Source organism: Staphylococcus caprae (assembly GCF_002902725.1).
Lineage (GTDB): Bacteria > Bacillota > Bacilli > Staphylococcales > Staphylococcaceae > Staphylococcus > Staphylococcus caprae.
In genome coordinates this window covers 1-22520 of sequence record NZ_PPRT01000034.1, presented here as the reverse complement: position 1 = coordinate 22520, position 22520 = coordinate 1, and the positions used below count along the sequence as shown (strand labels likewise).

At 34.3% G+C, this 22520-nt stretch carries 23 protein-coding genes and 1 tRNA gene; 22 read left to right on the top strand and 2 right to left on the bottom strand.

Annotated features, from left to right (window positions below; translation table 11 throughout):
* Positions 1-127: 127 nt before the first annotated feature.
* From CD155_RS07510 to pheT, 3 genes are all read left to right on the top strand, one after another.
* Positions 128-868: a TrmH family RNA methyltransferase gene (locus CD155_RS07510; RefSeq protein ID WP_103212963.1), complete on the top strand. Its 741-nt coding sequence runs from the start codon at positions 128-130 to the stop codon at positions 866-868.
* Positions 869-1269: 401 nt separating this feature from the next.
* A complete protein-coding gene (gene pheS / locus CD155_RS07505; protein WP_002442238.1) occupies positions 1270-2328 on the top strand; it encodes a phenylalanine--tRNA ligase subunit alpha in 1059 nt (352 codons plus the stop codon).
* Complete coding sequence (pheT, locus tag CD155_RS07500; RefSeq protein ID WP_103212962.1) at positions 2328-4730, top strand: phenylalanine--tRNA ligase subunit beta; 2403 nt, start codon at positions 2328-2330, stop codon at positions 4728-4730. Before pheS ends, pheT begins: the two co-directional genes overlap by 1 nt.
* A 117-nt stretch (positions 4731-4847) precedes the next feature.
* Here the strand turns inward: pheT and rnhC are convergent, their stop codons facing one another.
* Entirely contained in the window at positions 4848-5783 is a 936-nt protein-coding gene (gene rnhC, locus CD155_RS07495) for a ribonuclease HIII (RefSeq protein ID WP_070872861.1), read from the bottom strand.
* Between the two features lie 294 nt (positions 5784-6077).
* On the opposite strand from rnhC, the gene zapA reads away from it, so the two are divergent.
* From zapA to CD155_RS07430, 13 genes are all read left to right on the top strand, one after another.
* Positions 6078-6344 carry a cell division protein ZapA gene (zapA, locus tag CD155_RS07490; protein WP_002442246.1) on the top strand — a complete coding sequence of 89 codons (267 nt, stop codon included), beginning with the start codon at positions 6078-6080 and terminating at the stop codon, positions 6342-6344.
* Positions 6345-6866 (top strand): CvpA family protein, encoded by a 522-nt coding sequence (locus CD155_RS07485; RefSeq protein WP_002442248.1) that lies wholly within the window; start codon positions 6345-6347, stop codon positions 6864-6866. It abuts the gene before it with no gap.
* Positions 6867-6939: 73 nt separating this feature from the next.
* Positions 6940-8652, top strand: coding sequence for a DNA polymerase/3'-5' exonuclease PolX (polX, locus tag CD155_RS07480; protein WP_103212961.1), 1713 nt, complete (start codon positions 6940-6942; stop codon positions 8650-8652).
* 9 nt (positions 8653-8661) lie between these two features.
* On the top strand, positions 8662-11010 hold the full coding sequence (locus CD155_RS07475; RefSeq protein WP_103212960.1) for an endonuclease MutS2: 2349 nt from the start codon (positions 8662-8664) through the stop codon (positions 11008-11010).
* A gap of 199 nt (positions 11011-11209) precedes the next feature.
* Complete coding sequence (gene trxA / locus CD155_RS07470; RefSeq protein WP_002435174.1) at positions 11210-11524, top strand: thioredoxin; 315 nt, start codon at positions 11210-11212, stop codon at positions 11522-11524.
* Between the two features lie 104 nt (positions 11525-11628).
* Positions 11629-13413 carry an excinuclease ABC subunit UvrC gene (gene uvrC / locus CD155_RS07465; RefSeq protein ID WP_002442255.1) on the top strand — a complete coding sequence of 595 codons (1785 nt, stop codon included), beginning with the start codon at positions 11629-11631 and terminating at the stop codon, positions 13411-13413.
* Between the two features lie 392 nt (positions 13414-13805).
* Positions 13806-14420 (top strand): succinate dehydrogenase cytochrome b558 subunit, encoded by a 615-nt coding sequence (locus tag CD155_RS07460; protein ID WP_002442256.1) that lies wholly within the window; start codon positions 13806-13808, stop codon positions 14418-14420.
* Between the two features lie 57 nt (positions 14421-14477).
* Positions 14478-16244, top strand: a complete 1767-nt coding sequence (gene sdhA, locus CD155_RS07455) for a succinate dehydrogenase flavoprotein subunit (RefSeq protein ID WP_002442258.1) — start codon at positions 14478-14480, stop codon at positions 16242-16244.
* Positions 16244-17080 carry a succinate dehydrogenase iron-sulfur subunit gene (sdhB, locus tag CD155_RS07450; protein ID WP_002442260.1) on the top strand — a complete coding sequence of 279 codons (837 nt, stop codon included), beginning with the start codon at positions 16244-16246 and terminating at the stop codon, positions 17078-17080. Before sdhA ends, sdhB begins: the two co-directional genes overlap by 1 nt.
* A gap of 222 nt (positions 17081-17302) precedes the next feature.
* Entirely contained in the window at positions 17303-18103 is an 801-nt protein-coding gene (racE, locus tag CD155_RS07445) for a glutamate racemase (RefSeq protein WP_002442262.1), read from the top strand.
* Positions 18104-18124: 21 nt separating this feature from the next.
* On the top strand, positions 18125-18712 hold the full coding sequence (locus CD155_RS07440; RefSeq protein ID WP_103212989.1) for an XTP/dITP diphosphatase: 588 nt from the start codon (positions 18125-18127) through the stop codon (positions 18710-18712).
* Positions 18705-19214, top strand: a complete 510-nt coding sequence (locus CD155_RS07435) for a YfcE family phosphodiesterase (RefSeq protein ID WP_002442266.1) — start codon at positions 18705-18707, stop codon at positions 19212-19214. Before CD155_RS07440 ends, CD155_RS07435 begins: the two co-directional genes overlap by 8 nt.
* A 391-nt stretch (positions 19215-19605) precedes the next feature.
* On the top strand, positions 19606-20022 hold the full coding sequence (locus CD155_RS07430; protein WP_070831746.1) for a serine O-acetyltransferase: 417 nt from the start codon (positions 19606-19608) through the stop codon (positions 20020-20022).
* A 262-nt stretch (positions 20023-20284) separates the two neighbouring features.
* Here the strand turns inward: CD155_RS07430 and CD155_RS07425 are convergent.
* Positions 20285-20358 (bottom strand) — tRNA-Arg (locus CD155_RS07425).
* Between the two features lie 372 nt (positions 20359-20730).
* Here CD155_RS07425 and CD155_RS07420 point away from each other — a divergent pair.
* The 6 genes from CD155_RS07420 (at position 20731) to CD155_RS07395 (ending at position 22384) form a co-directional block, all read left to right on the top strand.
* Positions 20731-20865 (top strand): beta-class phenol-soluble modulin, encoded by a 135-nt coding sequence (locus CD155_RS07420; protein WP_070831744.1) that lies wholly within the window; start codon positions 20731-20733, stop codon positions 20863-20865.
* 38 nt (positions 20866-20903) lie between these two features.
* A complete protein-coding gene (locus CD155_RS07415; protein ID WP_002442396.1) occupies positions 20904-21038 on the top strand; it encodes a beta-class phenol-soluble modulin in 135 nt (44 codons plus the stop codon).
* A 35-nt stretch (positions 21039-21073) separates the two neighbouring features.
* Positions 21074-21208 (top strand): beta-class phenol-soluble modulin, encoded by a 135-nt coding sequence (locus CD155_RS07410; RefSeq protein ID WP_002442398.1) that lies wholly within the window; start codon positions 21074-21076, stop codon positions 21206-21208.
* A gap of 53 nt (positions 21209-21261) precedes the next feature.
* Positions 21262-21396, top strand: a complete 135-nt coding sequence (locus tag CD155_RS07405; protein ID WP_002442400.1) for a beta-class phenol-soluble modulin — start codon at positions 21262-21264, stop codon at positions 21394-21396.
* A gap of 48 nt (positions 21397-21444) precedes the next feature.
* On the top strand, positions 21445-21579 hold the full coding sequence (locus CD155_RS07400; RefSeq protein WP_002442402.1) for a beta-class phenol-soluble modulin: 135 nt from the start codon (positions 21445-21447) through the stop codon (positions 21577-21579).
* Positions 21580-21697: 118 nt separating this feature from the next.
* A complete protein-coding gene (locus CD155_RS07395) occupies positions 21698-22384 on the top strand; it encodes a YjjG family noncanonical pyrimidine nucleotidase (RefSeq protein ID WP_103212959.1) in 687 nt (228 codons plus the stop codon).
* Positions 22385-22520 lie beyond the last annotated feature (136 nt).

The window sequence follows — 22520 nt, the reverse complement described above, 5'->3', positions numbered from 1 at the left end:
TGAATAGGCTCCCGATTTGCTTTTATTTTTTACCATTGAGTTGATAATAGAATGAATGTAAGGTTTGAAATCCGCTCAAATTGAATTACAATATATACATCACTTTAAGAGTTGGAGAATCTATATAATGGAACAAATTACGTCTGCTCAAAATAATAAAATAAAAAATGCCAATAAATTAAAAAAGAAACGCGACCGTGATAAAACAGGACAGGCTTTGATTGAAGGTATTCATCTTATTGAAGAGGCTCAGCAAAGCGGCATTACGATTCAACAATTATTTGTTATAGAACCAGATAGAACTGATGAGGCGCTTTTAAACTATGCGAATGAAACGTATGAAATTAATATGAAAGTTGCTGAGGCGCTCTCAGGTACTGTTACGCCACAAGGTTTCTTTGCAGTAATTGACAAACCACAATATGATGTATCGAAAGCACAACAAGTGTTATTAATTGATCGTATTCAAGATCCAGGTAACTTAGGCACGCTCATTCGTACGGCTGATGCTGCAGGTTTAGATTTAATTGTAATGGAAAAGGGCACTGCTGATCCTTATCAAGATAAAGTCATGCGTGCAAGTCAAGGAAGCATCTTCCATATTCCAGTTGTAACGGAAGATTTGGCGAACTACATGAACAATTTTGATGGGCCGGTTTACGGTACTGCACTTGAAAATGCGGTGAGCTTTAAAGAAATAGAAGCTCAATCAACTTTCGCTTTGCTATTAGGCAATGAAGGCGAAGGGGTTAATCAGGAATTGTTACAACAAACAACGAAAAATTTAATTATTCCAATTTACGGTAAAGCGGAAAGTTTAAATGTAGCTATTGCTGGAAGTATACTGTTATATCAGTTGAAAGGTTGACCCTATGTTCAAAGTTCGGCTATAATAATGAATGAAATTTATAAGAATTAAAGCAATCATCATCAATTTGAACATCACTTAAACAACTAAATGAACTGCCAATAAAAAGACGTAAATTATTTAAAGGGTTGCCAAGGGAGAATGACCGCGACTGAAAGTTATTCCAACCTGAAATAATTTTTTTCATCTTTTTGGTTACTTAAAGAAATTTAAGTCGGAATTGTCATTCCGTTATCAATAGATTTACAAGTGTATGCTTATGCATAAATTTGGGTGGTACCACGGAAAGCTTTCGTCCCAGTTTGATTTGGGGTGGAAGCTTTTTTTGATGTTGAAGTTTGAGTGTTTTATTTTCCGAAATCAAAATTGAAAAGTGGCATTTAAAAAGGAGGAGTTTGGTCATGACTCAAAATGATACGATGGCTGAGTTAAAACAACAAGCGCTTGTCGATATTAATGAAGCTAATGATGAACGTGCATTACAAGATGTGAAGGTTAAGTATTTAGGTAAAAAGGGCTCTGTAAGTGGATTAATGAAGAATATGAAAGATTTACCTAATGAAGAAAAGCCTGCTTACGGACAAAAAGTGAATGAACTACGTCAAACGATTCAAAATGAATTAGATGAAAGACAAAATATACTTAAAGAAGAAAAATTAAATCAACAACTTGCAGAAGAAACTATTGATGTGACTTTACCTAGTCGACATATTGAAATTGGCTCAAAACATCCATTAACAAGAACGGTCGAAGAAATTGAAGATTTATTCCTCGGTTTAGGTTATGAAATTGTTGATGGTTATGAAGTTGAACAAGATTATTACAATTTTGAAGCTTTGAATTTGCCTAAATCTCATCCTGCAAGAGATATGCAAGACAGTTTTTACATTACTGAAGAAATTTTAATGCGTACACATACGTCTCCAGTTCAAGCGAGAACAATGGAAAAACGTGAAGGCAAAGGTCCGGTTAAAATTATTTGTCCAGGTAAAGTGTATCGCCGTGACTCAGATGATGCGACGCATAGTCACCAATTTACACAAATTGAAGGATTAGTCGTCGATAAAAATATTAAAATGAGTGACTTGAAAGGGACATTAGACCTACTTGCGAAAAAACTTTTTGGTCCAGAACGCGAAATTCGTTTGCGCCCAAGTTATTTCCCATTCACAGAACCTTCTGTTGAAGTAGACATTTCTTGTTTTAAATGTAAAGGAAAAGGATGTAACGTATGTAAGCATACCGGTTGGATTGAAATTTTAGGTGCAGGAATGGTACACCCTAATGTACTCGAAATGGCAGGATTTGATTCTAATGAATATTCAGGATTTGCTTTCGGTATGGGTCCAGATCGTATTGCAATGTTGAAATATGGTATTGAAGATATTCGTCATTTCTACACAAATGATGTACGTTTCTTAGATCAATTTAAAGCAGTAGAAGATAGAGGTGACCAGTAATGTTGATTTCAAATGAATGGTTAAAAGATTATGTAGATGTAAACCAATCAGTTCAAGATTTAGCGGAAAAAATTACAAGAACTGGTATCGAAGTAGACGATATTATTGATTATACAAAAGATATTAAAAATTTAGTTGTCGGTCATGTCGTTTCAAAATCCCCACACCCAGATGCCGACAAATTAAATATTTGCCAGGTTGATTTAGGTGAGGACGAACCAGTTCAAATTGTATGTGGTGCGCCAAATGTTGACGAAGGTCAATATGTGATTGTCGCAAAAGTAGGTGGCCGTTTACCAGGTGGCGTTAAAATTAAACGAGCGAAGTTACGTGGCGAACGTTCTGAAGGTATGATTTGTTCTTTACAAGAAATTGGTATTTCAAGTCATGTGACGCCAAAAGCATTTGAAAATGGCATTTTCGTCTTCCCTACAGAAGTCACACCAGGTACAGATGCACTTGAAGCGTTATATCTTAATGATCAAGTTATGGAATTTGATTTAACACCTAACCGTGCGGATGCGTTAAGCATGGTAGGTACAGCATATGAAGTTGCTGCATTATATCAAACGGACATGACGAAACCTCAAACTTCTAGTCAAGAAAGTAATATTTCTGCGAAAGATGAATTATCAGTTTCCGTTAAAAATGAGGACAAAGTACCTTATTATAGTGCAAGAGTTGTTCATGATGTCACAATTGCACCATCACCAATCTGGATGCAAGCACGTTTAATGAAAGCAGGCATTCGACCAATTAATAATGTAGTAGATATTTCTAATTATGTATTATTAGAATATGGTCAACCTCTTCATATGTTTGATCAAGATCAAATCGGTTCAAAAATGATAGAAGTACGACAAGCGAATGAAGATGAGAAGATGACAACATTAGATGATGTAGAGCGTCAACTTCTAAATACGGACATCGTTATTACTAATGGTCGTGAACCGATTGCTTTAGGTGGTGTGATGGGCGGAGACTTCTCTGAAGTAACGGACCAAACACGTAATGTTGTGGTAGAAGGTGCCATTTTTGACCCAGTATCAATTCGTCATACATCACGTCGTTTAAATTTAAGAAGCGAATCTTCAAGTCGCTTTGAAAAGGGTATAGCAACAGAATTTGTAGATGAAGCTGTAGACAGAGCTTGTTATTTACTAGAAACGTATGCTTCTGGTACAGTCCTAAGCGATAGAGTATCAGCTGGCGATTTAGGTTCATTTGTTACTCCAATTGAAATTACTGCTGACAAGGTTAATCAAACAATTGGATTTAGTCTAAGTGATGAAGATATTGTTAATATCTTTGAACAACTCGGTTTTGACACTGAAAATAAAGATGGTCAATTGATAGTGAATGTGCCGTCACGTCGTAAAGATATCTCAATTAAAGAAGATTTAATTGAGGAAGTTGCACGTATTTACGGTTACGATAATATTCCGTCTACACTTCCAGTCTTCGATGATGTAACGAGTGGATCTCTTACGGACCGTCAGTATAAAACACGTACTGTTAAAGACACATTAGAAGGTGCGGGTCTTGATCAAGCCATCACATATTCATTAGTATCTAAAGACCATGCTAAAGATTTTGCATTACAAGATCGTTCAACTATAGAACTATTGATGCCAATGAGTGAAGCGCATTCTACCTTGAGACAAAGTCTTTTACCACATTTAATTGAAGCTGTAGCATATAATGTTGCTCGTAAAAATACAGACGTAAAATTATATGAAATTGGTCGTGTCTTCTTTGGTAATGGAGAAGGAGAATTACCTGATGAAGTTGAATACTTAAGTGGTATCTTAACAGGTCAATATGTGAATCATGCTTGGCAAGGTAAGAAAGAAACTGTTGATTTTTACTTAGCTAAAGGTGTCGTGGACCGTGTTGCTGAAAAACTAAACCTCAAATTTGATTATCGCGCAGGTAAAATCAATGGATTACACCCAGGTAGAACTGCCATCGTTTCTTTAAATGGCGAGGATATTGGATTTATCGGAGAATTACATCCAACATTAGCGGCAGACAATGATTTAAAACGTACGTATGTGTTTGAACTTAACTATGATGCAATAATGAACGTTTCTGTAGGTTATATCAATTATGAACCTATTCCTAGATTCCCAGGTGTCACTCGAGATATTGCCTTAGAAGTGAATCATGAAGTCCCAGCATCTGAACTATTATCTACAATTCATGAAAATGGTGAAGATATCTTAAACGATACGTTGGTATTTGATGTTTACGAAGGTGAACATTTAGAAGAAGGTAAGAAATCAGTTGCGATTAGATTGAGTTATTTAGATACAGAAAATACACTTACAGATGAACGTGTCACTGCTGTACACGATAAAATTTTAGAAGCACTTCAACAACAAGGTGCAACAATTAGATAATTGGAGCGTAATGACTAGAATTGAAAGAAGCATGATATAAGTGCACTTTCAGTTCAGTTATCACTGCCAATATGTTAAAAAGCTGAGATATCGAGTGATATCTCAGCTTTTATCTGTTTAATTATATTTTTTATCAATTAAAGCGAGTGCTTTGTCTCGATTTTTAAAATGCTTTTTAGAAATGGCATCTAGTTGACCGATTCCATACTTTTGTATGACCTTTGCTGCAAATAAATCTACTTTATTACTTGCGCCTTTTGGAACGTCCATTTTAATTTGGCGTGTGATATGATCCATATGTTTTACGAAAGCATAGCGAGAAATAATACTTGCGGCTGCAATAGCTAAAGATTTAGATTCACCTTTCGTCTCGAACTTAGTCTTTTTAGGAAACGGTAGTTCAGATAGAGCATAATGTTGATACACTTCTCGTTTAGCAAATTGGTCAATAACGATATAATCTAAGTCTTCGATTTCAATTTTTTGAGTAACATTTTTAATTGCTTCATTATGTAGAACTGCTTTCATTTTAACTTGTGACCAGCCCATTTTTTGACGTTCGTTATATTTAACGTTATCAAGTGTAAGCAATGAGTGAGGAATAAATGTAATTAATTGCTCTGCAATTTCTACAATTTTAGTATCGGTTAATTTTTTCGAATCATCGACACCAAGTGTCTTTAATACTTGAGCGTTTTTTTCTGAAACATAGGCAGCACAGACAGTTAAAGGCCCAAAGTAATCGCCACTACCGGCTTCGTCACTGCCAATGCAATTATGTGTATTGTATTTAATAGTAGATGAAACGTTAGTTGATGGCTTAGTTGAAGCTGTCGGAGTAGCTGAAGCATCATTTGGCAACAATTGTAGCGCTACTGTTTCAGCACTTTTCCCCTGAAACATCACTTTACCTGAGTTATAAATGTTAATCGTTGTGTTTTGATGTTTCGTTCTTGCTTTCATTCCTTGAGGCAAATTGCTCGTTTCAAATTGTATTTTAGACATTAAATTTTGAATTTCGTTTTGTGTTAATTTATGAACGACATTTCCCATTTTTCAATCCTCACTTTTAACTACGTATTTCTACATTTTATCAAATTTTACTAATGAAAACATTTAAGCCAAACAACTTAATTTTAGATTACATCATCAACACGAGTTGGTCGTTTCAATGTTTTGTTAACAGCTACTTACATAATTAAATACTCTCATGTATAATGTGTGTTGATAAGTAAAAAAGTACATATCTCATATGAGGTCATGATAAACGGTGATGTTCGAACCTCTTTGAGAAGTCAACTAAAGAAAGTTAAAATCATTTAAATATAAGGTCAGGAGCAATTAAATATGGGTGAATTTAAAAATAGAATAAATGTTACGATTAACGATAAACATTTCACAATTATTGGCGAAGATAGTCCTGAACATATCCGTTATGTTGCACATCTTGTAGATGAGAAGATGCAAGAGTTAGGTCAAAAATCAGCAGGCTTAGATACAACACGCAAATCGATTTTAACAGCAGTAAATATTATGCATGAAAAGGTTTTACTAGAAGAAGAAAATCGTCGATTACAACAAGAAATCAATCAATTAAAACAAAGTGAAGAATAGATGATTTTCGATTTCATCGTTATTATCATTATTGCTTATTTCATGGTGATTGGTTTTCGAAGAGGCATTTGGTTGTCGACATTACATTTTATTTCTTCAATTGTATCATTATGGATTGCATATCAATTCTATCAACCTATTGCAAAGAGGCTGATTGTTTTTTTACCGTTTCCTAAAACAGTTGCCTACGACACAGAGTATGCAATTCATTTTAATTCATTGCAACAAAGGTTTGAAAATATCGTCGCTTTTATTTTATTAGTGATTTTAGTCAAGCTTATTTTGTATCTAATTATTGTTACATTTGATAAGATAGTGGCGTATAAGAAACTACATTTAGTAAGTCGTATAATGGGAGTGATCTTAGGGATATTAATGAGTTTGATTGTCATTCAAATTGGACTTTATTTAATTTCTCTGTATCCAGATACGTTTATACAGAACCAAATTTCACAATCACTATTATGTAAACGATGGATTTTAAATATGCCGTTTGTATCGCATTTTATTTTAAATTTATAAACTATGATATGAGGTCAGGACAAGAGCGAACTTTGATGTTGTGTCCTGGTCTTCTTTTTATGGAGAGATGTATATGACTAAAAAAGATGTAATTCAATTATTAGAGAAAATAGCAACTTATATGGAATTAAAAGGTGAAAATACCTTTAAAGTATCTGCATATAGAAAGGCAGCACAAAGTTTAGAAATTGATGAACGTCCACTGGATGAAATTGAGGATGTTACAGAGCTTAAAGGTATTGGTAAAGGCGTGGGGGACGTTATTAATGAATATAGAGAAACAGGTCAATCTACAGCTCTAGAAGAACTACAAAAGGAAGTGCCTGAAGGTTTAGTCCCATTATTGAAGATTCAAGGCTTAGGTAGTAAGAAAATAGCTAAATTATATAAAGAGCTTCATATTACTGATAAAGCAAGTTTACAAAAGGCTTGTGAAGAGGGGAAAGTAAGTGAATTAAGTGGATTCGCTAAGAAAACAGAACAAAACATTTTAGAAGCGGTTAAAGCTCTAGGCGCTAAAAAAGAACGCTACCCGATTGACCAAATGAGAGGATTAAACAATGAAATCATTGAATTTATTAAACAATTGGATGATGTTGATAATTATTCTTCAGCGGGTAGTTTTAGACGTTACAAAGAAATGAGTAAGGATTTAGATTTTATTATTAGCACGCGCGCTCCTGAAAAGGTACAACAACAATTGCTTGAAATTCCAAATAAAATAAAAGAAGTGGCGGTAGGAGATACGAAGGTGTCTTTAGAGTTATCATATGACGATGAGACGATTGGTGTAGACTTCAGATTGATAGAACCTGAAGCTTTTTATCATACGCTTCAACATTTCACTGGTTCAAAAGATCACAATATCCGTATCCGTCAATTAGCTAAGGAACGTAATGAAAAAGTAAGTGAATACGGAATTGAACAAGCGGATGGAAATTTATTACAGTACCAGAGTGAAGAAGAAATATATCAACACTTTAATGTGAATTGGATTGCACTAGCGATGCGTGAAGATGGTAGTGAATTTGATAAAGATTTAAGCGATATCATTCAATTAAATGATATTAATGGTGATATTCATATGCATACAACCTATAGTGATGGGGCTTTTTCAATTAGAGATATGATTGAGGCAAATATTGCTAAAGGTTATCAGTTTATGGTTATTACAGACCACTCTCAAAGTTTAAAAGTTGCAAATGGATTACAGGTTGAGCGTCTTCTACGCCAAAATGAAGAAATTAAAAAGTTAAATGAAGAATATAAAGACATTGATATATATTCTGGTACGGAAATGGATATTTTGCCAGATGGTTCATTAGATTATGAAGATGACGTTCTAAAACAACTTGATTATGTTATTGCCGCGATTCACCAAAGTTTTAATCAATCTGAAGAAGAAATTATGAAACGATTAGAAACGGCATGTAGAAATCCATATGTTCGTCATATCGCTCATCCAACAGGCCGAATTATTGGACGACGTCCTGGTTATGAACCTAATATAGAGAAATTGATGCAACTTGCTGAGGAAACTCATACCATTTTAGAAATAAATGCGAACCCTAAGCGTTTAGATCTAAATGCTGAAACGGTACGTAAATACCCAAATGTGAAGTTAACTATCAATACGGACGCTCATCATACGAATCATTTGGAATTTATGAAATATGGGGTTGCGACTGCACAAAAAGGTTTTGTTAAAAAAGATAGAGTGATTAATACGTTATCACGAGAAGCGTTTAAATCATTCATTGAAAATAATATTAAATTGAAGAAATAGAGGGATTGCATGAGACAGAAAACATTAGATGTCTTGGAATTCGATAAAATTAAATCATTCGTCGCTGAAGAAACGATAAGTGATTTAGGTCGTGAAAAGGTAGAGCAAATGGCTCCGGCGACAGATTTTGATACGGTAGAATTTCAAATTAATGAAACCGATGAAATTTCTCAAATCTACAATAAACATCGTTTACCAAGTTTGAGTGGCCTAGCAAAGGTCTCACCACTCATTCATAGAGCGAATATTGGTGGCGTACTGAATGTCACAGAACTCAATGTGATTAAACGATTGATTCAAGTACAAAATCAATTCAAGACATTCTATAACCAACTTTTAGAAGAAGATGAAGAAGTAAAGTATCCTATTTTAGACGAAAAAATGAATCAGCTACCTGTATTGAGTGATTTATTCCAAGAAATTAAAGATAAATGTGACACATATGATTTATTTGATCATGCAAGTTATGCATTACAGGGAATTAGAAGTAAAATTTCTAGTACAAATCAACGCATTCGTCAAAATTTAGACCGTATTGTTAAAAGTCAAAGTAATCAAAAGAAATTATCTGATGCGATTGTAACAGTTAGAAATGATCGCAATGTGATTCCTGTCAAAGCGGAATATCGTCAAGATTTCAATGGTATTGTTCATGATCAATCAGCTTCTGGACAGACACTTTACATCGAACCGAGTTCTGTAGTTGAAATGAATAATCAAATCAGCCGTTTACGTAATGATGAGGCGGTAGAACGAGAACGAATTCTTACTGAACTGACTGGGCAAGTAGCTGCAGAGGCTGATGCGTTACTCATTGCTGAATCAGTGATGGGCCAAATCGATTTCTTAACGGCTAAAGCGCGCTATGCACGTTCAATTAAGGGGACGAAACCTACTTTTAAAAAGGAACGAACGGTTTATTTACCTAATGCGTTTCATCCATTATTAAATAAGGAAACAGTCGTTGCGAACACGATTGAATTTATTGATGATGTGGAAACGGTCATTATTACTGGACCGAATACAGGTGGTAAAACAGTTACACTCAAAACGCTAGGGCTTATTATTGTGATGGCGCAATCAGGGTTATTAGTACCTACTTTAGATGGCAGTCAGTTAAGTGTTTTCGAAAATGTGTACTGCGATATTGGCGATGAACAGTCGATAGAACAGTCACTATCAACATTTTCTTCTCATATGAAAAATATAGTCGAGATCTTACATGAAGCAGATAAAAATAGCTTAATATTATTTGATGAATTAGGAGCTGGAACAGATCCGAGTGAAGGTGCTGCCTTAGCAATGAGTATACTCGATTACGTTCGCAACTTAGGATCACTTGTCATGGCGACAACACATTATCCTGAATTGAAAGCTTATAGTTACAATCGTGAAGGTGTGATGAACGCGAGTGTTGAATTTGATGTGGATACGTTAAGTCCGACCTATAAACTATTGATGGGTGTACCTGGACGTTCTAATGCATTCGATATTTCTAAAAAGTTAGGTCTCAGCCTCAACATCATTAATAAAGCGAAGACAATGATTGGTACAGATGAACAAGAAATCAATTCAATGATTGAATCATTGGAGAGAAATTCTAAACGTGTGGATGAACAAAGAATTGAGTTAGATCGACTTGTACGTGAAGCTCAAGAAACGCACGATGCACTATCAAAACAATATCAGCAATACCAAAATTACGAAAAATCATTAATGGACGAATCTAAGGAAAAAGCAAATCAACGCGTGAAATCAGCAACTAAAGAAGCGGACTCAATTCTTAAAGAATTAAGAGATTTAAGGGATAATAAAGGCGTTGAGGTTAAAGAACATGAATTAATTGATAAGAAAAAGCAATTGGATGAACAATATGAAGAAAAATCAATTAAACAAAATGTTCAGAAGAAGAAATACGATAAGATCAACGCTGGTGATGAAGTGAAAGTACTATCCTATGGTCAAAAAGGGGAAGTGCTAGAACTCGTAGGCGAAGATGAAGCAGTAGTACAAATGGGTATTATTAAAATGAAATTACCTATTGAAGATTTAGAGAAAACGAAGAAGAAAAAAGAAAAACCGACGAAAATGGTCACTCGCCAAAATAGACAAACGATCAAAACTGAACTTGATCTAAGAGGTTATCGTTATGAAGAAGCGTTAACGGAATTGGATCAATACCTCGATCAAGCAGTGTTAAGTAATTACGAGCAAGTCTATATAATACATGGTAAAGGTACCGGCGCACTTCAAAAAGGTGTGCAACAGCACTTAAAAAAACATAAAAGTGTAAGCAACTTTAGAGGTGGTATGCCAAGTGAAGGTGGATTTGGTGTTACTGTAGCAGAACTTAAATAAAGTGTTGTTGATTTTGAGAGAGCACTGCATTTGATTTTTTGAGAAAATAACGTACAATGAACGCAGTATTATTGATAATTAAAAATGATATGATAGAGCAAAACGATAACAATACTTTAATTGAGCAATAGCAATGCAGTTACGCTTAAAGTCTGTTATAATTTGCTCATCATTGAAAAATTAAGGAGGATTGGCATTTATGGCAATCGTAAAAGTAACTGATTCTGATTTCGATACAAAAATTGAATCTGGCGTTAAATTAGTAGATTTCTGGGCTACTTGGTGTGGACCTTGTAAAATGATCGCTCCAGTTTTAGAAGAATTAGCTGGGGACTATGATGGTAAAGCTGATATTTTAAAATTAGATGTTGATGAAAACCCATCAACTGCTGCGAAATACGAAGTAATGAGTATTCCAACTTTAATCGTATTTAAAGATGGTCAACCAGTTGATAAAGTTGTAGGTTTCCAACCTAAAGAAAACTTAGCAGAAGTATTAGATAAACACCTATAAGAAATAGATGACTGAAGACTGGGGCATTTCATTAAGTAAATGCTCCAGCTTTATTATGTTATTGGAACATTTATTTTCAAAAAATTGAAGAAAGGAGGAGGCCATTGGAGGATTATCAAAAGAAAATTAAAGAAAAACTCAATGTCGTACCTTTAGAACCTGGTTGCTATTTAATGAAGGATAGAAATGCTCAGGTTATTTATGTGGGGAAAGCGAAAAAGTTAAGAAACCGACTACGTTCTTACTTTACTGGTGCGCACGATGCTAAAACAACCCGACTCGTAAGTGAAATAAGAAATTTCGAGTTTATCGTCACGTCTAGTGAAACAGAGTCGTTGTTATTGGAACTAAACTTAATTAAACAGTATCAGCCACGATACAATATATTACTTAAAGACGATAAAAGTTATCCATTTATTAAGATTACAAAAGAGAAGCATCCGCGTCTTATAGTGACTCGTACGGTAAAGAAAGGGACAGGGAAATATTTTGGACCTTATCCCAATGCTTATTCGGCACAAGAGACTAAAAAATTACTAGACCGTATTTATCCATTTAGAAAATGTGATAATATGCCGGATAAATTATGCCTATATTATCATATTGGGCAATGTATGGGTCCATGTGTGTATGATGTTGATTTAAATGTCTACGCTCAAATGACTAAAGAAATTACGGACTTTCTAAATGGTGAAGATAAAACCATTATTAATAATCTCGAAGATAAAATGACTAAAGCGAGTGAATCTCTCGATTTCGAACAAGCGAAAGAGTATCGTGATATGATTCAACATATTCATAATTTAACTAAGAAACAAAAAATTATGTCTACGGATAATACGATTAGAGATGTCTTTGGTTATAGCGTGTCCAAAGGTTGGATGTGTGTCCAAGTATTCTTTATCAGACAGGGAAATATGATTAAACGCGATGCAACGATGATACCCATTCAGCAGACGGAAGAAGAAGAGTTCTATACATTTATTGGTCAATTTTATAGTCTCAATCAACATATCCTTCCGAAAGAAGTTCATGTACCGAAAAATCTTGATAAAGATATTATTAAATCAGTGGTTGATACCAAAATTGTTCAACCATCTCGTGGTAGCAAAAAAGAAATGATTGATTTAGCCAATCATAATGCCGAGGTCCAATTAGAGAATAAATTTGAATTGATTGCGAGAGATGAATCTCGTACAGTAAAAGCGATTGAAGAATTAGGTGAACGTATGGGAATTCAAACACCTATTAGAATAGAAGCTTTTGATAATTCTAATATTCAAGGCGTGGATCCAGTTTCTGCGATGGTTACATTCGTAGATGGTAAACCAGATAAGAAAGGCTACCGTAAATATAAGATTAAAACAGTAGAAGGCCCTGATGATTATAAGTCAATGCGCGAAGTTGTTCGACGTCGATACACGCGTGTATTAAATGAAGGTCTTCCATTACCAGATTTAATTATTGTTGATGGTGGTAAAGGTCATATGAATGGGGTAATGGATGTCCTTGAAAATGAATTAGGATTAGATATTCCTGTCGCTGGTCTCCAAAAGAATGATAAACACCAAACATCAGAATTACTCTATGGTGCAAGTGCAGAAGTTGTTCCATTAAAGAAAAATAGCCAAGCGTTTTATTTACTTCATCGAATACAAGATGAGGTACACCGTTTTGCAATTACATTTCATAGACAAACTAGACAAAAAACTGGACTCAAATCAGTATTGGATGATGTAGATGGTATCGGCTCCAAGAGAAAAACTACACTTTTAAGAACATTTGGCTCTATTAAGAAGATGAAAGAAGCCAGCTTAGATGATTTAAAAAAATCTGGTTTACCAGAAAAAGTTGCGAAAAACCTACAACAAGCCCTACAAAATAAGTAAAAATTTAAAAAAATGGGTGTGAGAATTATTCTCATGCCCAAAAATACTAGAAATAATGTTACAATATGGTTAACAAAAAGCTAATTTTTTTAAGGTTGTGTGGAAGCGTTTTCTAAATGAGAAGTGTTATCAATTAGGTATTGATAACAACAGCCATGAGTCGTCACATCTTTATTAAAGAATTCTATTAAATCACTAGCCTTTTACTTTTTTAAGCAATACTTGTGTGTGGATTCATAACTCATTTACTTTCTTTGTGATGTTTTGGCGTGCAAGTACAAAATAAAGAAGTAAATGTATGCTAGTCTTTTATATGGAATTTCGGGGCATATTGCATACAATTTTGGGGGAATTAGCAAATTTAATTATTTGTTTCACAGGGGGGACTCCTTTTGGCTCAATCAAAAAACGAATTTTACCTTAGACGACTTCATTCGTTATTAGGTATTATCCCAATCGGTGCATTTTTAATTGTTCACCTATTGGTAAACCATCAAGCAACACAAGGCGCAGAAGCTTTCAATAAAGCATCTGGTTTTATGGAATCATTACCATTTCTTTTAGTGGTTGAATTTGTACTTATCTACATTCCATTGTTATACCATGGTTTATTTGGACTACATATTGCATTTACTGCTAAGGAAAACATCGGACATTATTCTTTATTCAGAAACTGGATGTTCTTTTTCCAACGTGTTAGTGGTATTTTAGCGTTCGTATTTATTGCAATGCACTTATGGCAAACACGCTTACAGAAAGCATTTTTCGGTAAAGCAGTAGATTACAATATGATGCATGAAACATTGAAAAATCCATTATGGGCAATTTTCTATATCATTTGTATTATTGCTGTGGTATTCCACTTCGCAAATGGTTTATGGTCATTCTGTGTGACGTGGGGCTTTTTACAATCTAAGAAATCTCAACGTGTATTCACTTGGATTTCATTAATTGTATTCTTAGTGGTTTCATATATCGGTGTATCAGCTATTATCGCGTTTATGTAATTGAGAAACATTTCAACTTAAGTCTTAGATTTATAATATCAGGGGAGTGACATTTCTATGGCAGAGAAAAAAGTTATTGTTGTCGGTGGAGGGCTTGCCGGTCTGATGTCAACAATTAAAGCGGCAGAGCAAGGTGCGCATGTAGATTTATTCTCATTAGTGCCTGTAAAACGTTCGCACTCTGTTTGTGCCCAAGGGGGCATCAATGGTGCGGTTAATACGAAAGGTGAAGGAGATTCTCCGTGGATTCACTTCGATGACACTGTTTATGGGGGAGACTTCTTAGCTAACCAACCACCAGTAAAAGCGATGGCTGAAGCGGCACCGAAAATTATCCATTTATTAGATAGAATGGGCGTTATGTTCAGTAGAACAAACGAAGGTTTATTAGACTTTAGACGTTTCGGTGGTACGCTTTACCACAGAACAGCATTCGCAGGTGCTACGACAGGGCAACAATTATTATATGCACTTGACGAACAAGTTCGTTCTTTTGAAGTAGATGGATTAGTAACGAAATACGAAGGCTGGGAATTCCTAGGTATCGTTAAAGATGATGAAGATGCTGCAAGAGGTATCGTTGCTCAAAATATGACAACATCAGAAATTAAATCATTTGGTTCTGATGCCGTTATCATGGCAACAGGTGGCCCTGGTATCATCTTCGGTAAAACAACGAACTCAATGATTAATACAGGTTCAGCTGCATCAATTGTTTACCAACAAGGTGCAATTTATGCAAATGGTGAGTTTATCCAAATCCACCCAACAGCTATTCCTGGTGATGACAAATTACGTCTGATGAGTGAATCAGCTCGTGGTGAAGGTGGACGTATTTGGACATATAAAGATGGTAAACCATGGTACTTCTTAGAAGAGAAATATCCAGATTACGGTAACTTAGTACCTCGTGATATTGCCACACGTGAAATCTTTGATGTATGTATTAACCAAAAATTAGGTATCAATGGCGAGAACATGGTATACCTTGATTTATCTCACAAAGATCCACATGAATTAGATGTTAAATTAGGTGGTATCATTGAGATTTATGAAAAATTCACTGGTGACGATCCACGTAAAGTACCAATGAAAATTTTCCCAGCGGTTCACTACTCAATGGGCGGATTATATGTTGACTATGATCAAATGACGAATATCAAAGGTTTATTCGCAGCTGGTGAATGTGATTTCTCTCAACATGGTGGTAACCGTTTAGGTGCCAACTCATTACTATCAGCAATTTATGGTGGTACTGTAGCTGGACCAAATGCGATCAAATATGTTCAAGATATTGAGACATCTTATACTGAATTAGATGAAAGTATCTACGAAAAACGCGTAAAAGAAGAACAAGAACGATTCGATAAATTGTTAAATATGCGTGGTACTGAAAATGCGTATAAACTTCACCGTGAACTAGGTGAAATTATGACAGCCAACGTAACAGTAGTACGTGAAAATGATAAATTATTAGAAACAGATCAGAAAATTCAAGAATTAATGAAACGCTATGAAGATATCGATATGGAAGATACACAAACTTGGAGTAACCAAGCAGTATTCTTCACGCGTCAATTATGGAATATGCTAGTATTAGCACGTGTTATTACTATTGGGGCTTACAACCGTAATGAATCTCGTGGTGCTCACTACAAACCAGAATTCCCAGATCGTAACGATGATGAATGGTTAAAAACTACAATGGCTCATTACAAAGGTAGAACTGAAAAACCAGAATTTACTTACGAGCCAGTAGATGTAAGTTTAATCCCACCACGTAAACGTGATTACACTAGTAAGTCTAAAGGAGGTAAAAAATAATGGCTGAACAATCAGTAAAAAATACTCCAGACACTCAAGGTAATCAACAAACAGAAGAAAAGAATCAACAACCTAAACAAAAAACGGTTAAATTAATTATTAAACGTCAAGACAATAATGAATCTAAACCATACGAAGAAACATTTGAAATTCCATATAAAGAAAATTTAAATGTTATCGCTTGTTTAATGGAAATCAGACGTAACCCAGTGAATGCAAAAGGTGAAAAAACAACACCAGTAACTTGGGATATGAACTGTCTTGAAGAAGTATGTGGTGCTTGTTCAATGGTAATCAATGGTCGTGCGAGACAATCATGTTCTGCCATCGTTGATCAATTAGAACAACCTATTCGTTTAGAACCAATGAGCACATTCCCAGTGATTCGTGACTTACAAGTAGACCGTTCAAGAATGTTTGACAACTTAAAACGTATGAAAGCTTGGATCCCAATCGATGGTACTTATGATTTAGGACCAGGACCACGTATGCCAGAGAAAAAACGTCAAACAGCATATGAATTATCTAAATGTATGACTTGTGGTGTTTGCTTGGAAGTATGTCCAAACGTAACACCTAATAATAAATTCGTAGGTGCTCAAGCGATTTCACAAGTACGTCTATTCGACTTACATCCAACTGGTTCAATGACTAAGGATGAACGTTTAGATGCATTAATGAGCACAGGTGGTTTACAAGAATGTGGTAACTCTCAAAACTGTGTGAATGCTTGTCCTAAAGGTATTCCTTTAACAACTTCAATTGCAGCATTAAACCGAGAAACTTCATTCCATATGTTTAAATCATTCTTCGGTTCTGATCACAAAGTAGATTAATATATATAATGTAACGGCTAAGGCTATCAAGTCTTAGTCGTTTTTTGTATTTTTATTTAATTTTGAAAATAAAGGCTTGAAAGATTGAATGATTAAAAATAACATTCATCGATATTGCGGTTATTTTAAAAAATAAATATTGAAGCAAAAATCGTAATAATCAACAGCGAAAGTCCATTGTGATAAAATGAAAGTTAACTGAAAAAATAAGGATGAAGACATATGAATAAACCTATAGGTGTTATTGACTCCGGTGTAGGAGGCTTAACGGTAGCTAAAGAGATAATGAGACAATTACCTAACGAAACGATATATTATCTTGGTGATATCGGCCGATGTCCATATGGTCCTAGACCCGGTGAAGAAGTGAAACAGTTTACTACTGAAATAGCTCAAAAATTAATGGAGTTTAATATCAAAATGTTAGTGATTGCATGCAATACTGCAACTGCCGTCGCATTGGAACATTTACAAAAATTACTGCCTATCCCTGTTATTGGCGTTATTGAACCTGGTGCAAGAACAGCCATTATGACGACCAAAAATCAAAATGTATTAGTATTAGGTACGGAAGGTACAATTAAATCTGAAGCATATCGTACACATATTAAAAAGATTAATCCCAATGTGAATGTATACGGTGTTGCTTGTCCAGGCTTCGTTCCATTAGTTGAACAAATGAGATACAACGACCCAACGATTACAAGTATTGTCATTCACCAAACATTGAAACAATGGAGAAATAGTGATGCGGATACAGTCATATTAGGATGTACGCATTATCCATTACTTTATAAACCAATTTATGATTACTTTGACGGTACAAAAACTGTTATTTCTTCTGGACTAGAAACGGCACGTGAAGTGAGCGCATTATTAACATTCAGTAACGAACATGCAAGTTATACTGAACATCCAAAACACCGTTTCTTCGCTACTGGAGATACGACACACATTGAGAACATTATTGCTGAATGGCTAAAGATGAATGTACATGTTGAACGAATTACTTTAGATAACTAGATAAAGGGGGAACCGATGACTATGGAAGATATTGTCATTGCTACAAACAACCAAGGTAAAATTAATGACTTTAAAGCGATATTTAAAGATGATCACGTGATTGGTATTTCTGAACTGATTCAAGACTTCGATGTGGAAGAAACTGGTACGACGTTTGAAGAGAATGCAATATTAAAGTCAGAAGCAGTGGCTAAAGTACTTAATAAACGAGTGATTGCTGATGATAGTGGTCTTGAAGTCTTCGCACTTGATGGGGAGCCTGGTGTATATTCCGCACGTTATGCAGGTTTAGATAAGAGCGACGATGCCAATATTGATAAGTTATTATCTAATTTGGAAAATGAGTCCGACCGTCGTGCGCAATTTGTTTGTGTTATTAGCATGAGTGCCCCAGGTGAAGAAACCAAAACGTTTAAAGGAACAGTTTCTGGTGAGATAACTCGTGAAAGAAGAGGAGAGAATGGCTTCGGGTATGATCCCGTTTTCTTTGTACCTGATAAAGATCGTACTATGGCAGAAATATCTAATGAAGAAAAAAGTAAAATAAGTCACAGAAGTAATGCGATTCAAAAGTTGAATGCATACTTAGAAGGTGAGAACCATGTCTAAATGGATTATAGTGAGTGATAATCATAATGAAGCAGGGATTCTATATGAAGTGTTTGAAGCGCACAAAGACGCAGATGTATTTCTTCATCTAGGAGATTCTCAATTTCAATATGATGATACGGAATTAAGTTTATATCATAGAGTAAAAGGCAATTGTGATTTTTATCCTGAGTTTCCTGAGGAAGAAATAATTGAAAATAGCGGTATTAAAGCTTTTTATACACATGGTCATTTTTATGATGTTAATCGCACACGCATGAAACTTGCTGAAAAGGCTAAATCTCTCGCTTGTCAATTTGCATTTTATGGACATACTCATATAGCTAAATATGAAAATATTGGTGGAATTCACGTCATTAATCCAGGTAGTATTTCACAATCACGAAGTAATATAGAAGAGACATTTGCCGAACTGCTTATTGATGATACGAATAAGCAAGCAAAACTAAACTTTAGAAATAGAGAAAATAAAGTTATCGATACAGTTAAGATAGTTATTTAAACAGTTAAGCATGGTAAGGGAGTGACACAGAAATATAATTTAGCAAAATTATTTTCGTTATCCCTCATTCAATTTGCATTGTTTGCAAAATTTCTTTAAAAAGAAATTTTCTATGTTGAAGACCCACCAGCAAAGATGACTAGAATCGATAGGAGCTTGATATATGTGCAACTTCAATTCATCTATATATACTTCCTATATGTTTAAAGAGGCTGAGATATTAAATCGAAGTGATTCCTTTAAAGTTTTCATTTTTAAATGTCACTTTGGAGGGAGCGTATCAAAGACTATATCTCAGACTGCATATATTTATACATATAAAATGAAAAGTAAATAGTGTATTATAATTATAGTCTGTAATACACTTTTATTGTTCGAGGAGAAGAAAAATATGTCATTAATGAACAAATCGATTCATTTAACAACAAAATTATATCAGAAGAAAGTTCCAATCGTACCTAGAGTTATGCAATGGTTTAACAGAGCATTGTTTTCAACTGATATACCTAAAAGCGTTAAAATTGGAAAAGGTACTAAATTCGCTCACAGTGGTTTAGGTTGTGTTATACATGAAAGAACAGTTATCGGAAAAAACTGTAAGATACTCCAAAACGTAACTATTGGAGGCAATTCAAAAGGTGGAACACCAGTAATTAAGGATAATGTGTTAATTGGTGCTGGAGCGACTATAATTGGGGATGTGACAATTGGAGATAATGCTAAAATTGGAGCGATGGCTTTAGTTATTGAAGATGTACCTGAAAATGGAATAATAGTCGCTAACAAAGGAAAGATTTTACAAAAATAAATTTTATGTATTATATGGAATAGAAATATCATAATTGTACTTCAATTATTAACCACGTCACTAAAAGGCGTGGTTTTTTATTTATACCTCAAAAAATCAAACATACAATGGTAGGAACTAATTTTGTTTCACAACATTTTTGGTGAAGTCTTGGTGCAGTTTAGGTTTGTATTATATAGTGTGCTATTAATAGACAAAATAAAAAGAACTCCGTCGTTACGGAGTTCTCAATGTCGAAAAGTGTTTAACTTTAGGTTATTAGCGTCCTGGGAGGGATTCGAACCCCCGACCGATGGCTTAGAAGGCCATTGCTCTATCCAGCTGAGCTACCAGGACATTTTTTAACACAAGAATTATTATATCTAAACAGGAGGCTTTTAGCAATAGCTGACTTATAAAAAATGTTTATATTTTTCACTATAGTAGTGCATTTTATCCTTAAATGTTAATTAATTGTAAAGGTGCAAGGAATTTTTAACAATTAAATTGCAAACAATACAGTGATGAATGCCAAACTGTTGTGTAAACGTTTACATTCGACAGTTATGACCTTTAATTGCCGTCTTAAGAAAATATGAACAAATTGTGCCATATGGGCTTTATAGTATAAGTAACAAAACGATAGATAAACAAACAACACAAGTTCATTCATCGTTTTAAATTAATTAACTCACGCATTATTCTAATATACTATAAGGAGTGTTTGTAATGGAAAAATTATTCGACGCAATTAAAAATACTGTAGATGCTGGTATTAACCACGATTGGACTAAATTAGGTACAAGCATCGTAGACATCGTTCAAAACGGTGTAAGTGTTATTTCTAAATTAATCGGTGCTTAATTTTTAAATATTAATACAAATATTAAGGAGAGATTAACATGGAAAAATTAGCGGACGCAATCGCAAACGTAGTAAAAGCAGGACAAGATCACGATTGGACTAAATTAGGTACAAGCATTGTAGATATCGTAGAAAATGGTGTTAACTTACTTACTAAAGTATTCGGTGGATAATAAATAAATTTAAATAAAGAAAGGGAGAAATTTTCATGACAAAATTAGCAGAAGCAATTTCAAATGCAGTAAAAGCAGGACAAGACCACGATTGGGCAAAATTAGGAACTAGCATCGTAGGAATCGCAGAAAACGGAATCAGCTTATTAGGTAAAGTATTCGGATTCTAAGTTAAACAAATTACAAATATTATAATAATCAATTACTAAAGGGAGAGATAAGAATGGAAAAATTAGCAGAAGCAATCGCAAATACAGTAAAAGCAGGACAAGATCACGATTGGTCAAAATTAGGAACTAGTATCGTTGGTATCGCTGAAAATGGTATTGGTTTATTAAGCAAAGTATTTGGCGGTTAATTTTCACGCTAAATTATCAATCTTATTAAAAGTTAGGGAGAGATTTTCATGACAAAATTAGCAGACGCAATTGCAAATGCAGTTAAAGCAGGACAAGACCAAGACTGGGCAAAATTAGGTACAAGCATCGTAGGAATTGCAGAAAATGGAATCAGCTTATTAGGTAAAGTATTCGGATTCTAATTTTCTTAATATATAAATGGACCAGGGCAAGCGCTCTGGTCTTTTTTTAATGTAAAAATATTTGATAATATGAAATATATGAATTACTTTAATCATATTTGGACTAGGAGAAGTAGTAATGACATATAAAAATATATTCTTAGATTTTGATGATACAATTGTAGATTTTTTTGATGCTGAGGAGAAGGCTTTTTATAATATGGCACATCAGTATCACCATTTTCCTAGTGAAAAAGATTTTCTACATTTTCGAAAGGTCAATCAAGCGCATTGGGAAGCTTTTCAACAAAATAAATTAACTAAAGAACAAGTGTTATCACACAGATTTATCAATTATTTTAAAGACTATCAAATTGAAGTTAATGGTAAAGAAGCTGATGAAATATTTCGAGACGAATTAGCCAAAGCACCTTTAAAATTTTTTGATCATACTATTCAAACAATCGAACAGCTTCAACACAATCACTGTTTATATATTGTTACTAATGGAGTGACAATAACGCAGCAGCGTCGAATTGCACAGACAAATTTTAATGAGATATTTGATGGGATTTTTATTTCGGAACAAACAGGTTATCAAAAACCTATGCCTGAGTTTTTTGATTACATTTTCGAAAAAATCGGAGAAAATGAAAGGGAACAATCAATGATAGTTGGGGATTCATTGACTTCTGATATTATGGGAGGATTAAATGCAAATATTGCAACATGTTGGTTTAATAAACGGAATAAAATAAATCAAACTGATATTCAACCACATTTTGAAATAAGTGATTTATCAGAACTTATCGATATAGTTGAATAATAAATGAGAAAATGAAAATTAATTTCTTTCCGACAAAAAATGATAGCGTAAGATTATTACACATAAATAATAGCCCATAAAGTGAGTGTATTTAAAAGTTCATTTTAAGGGCTATTTTTGTAATAATGCGTTATTT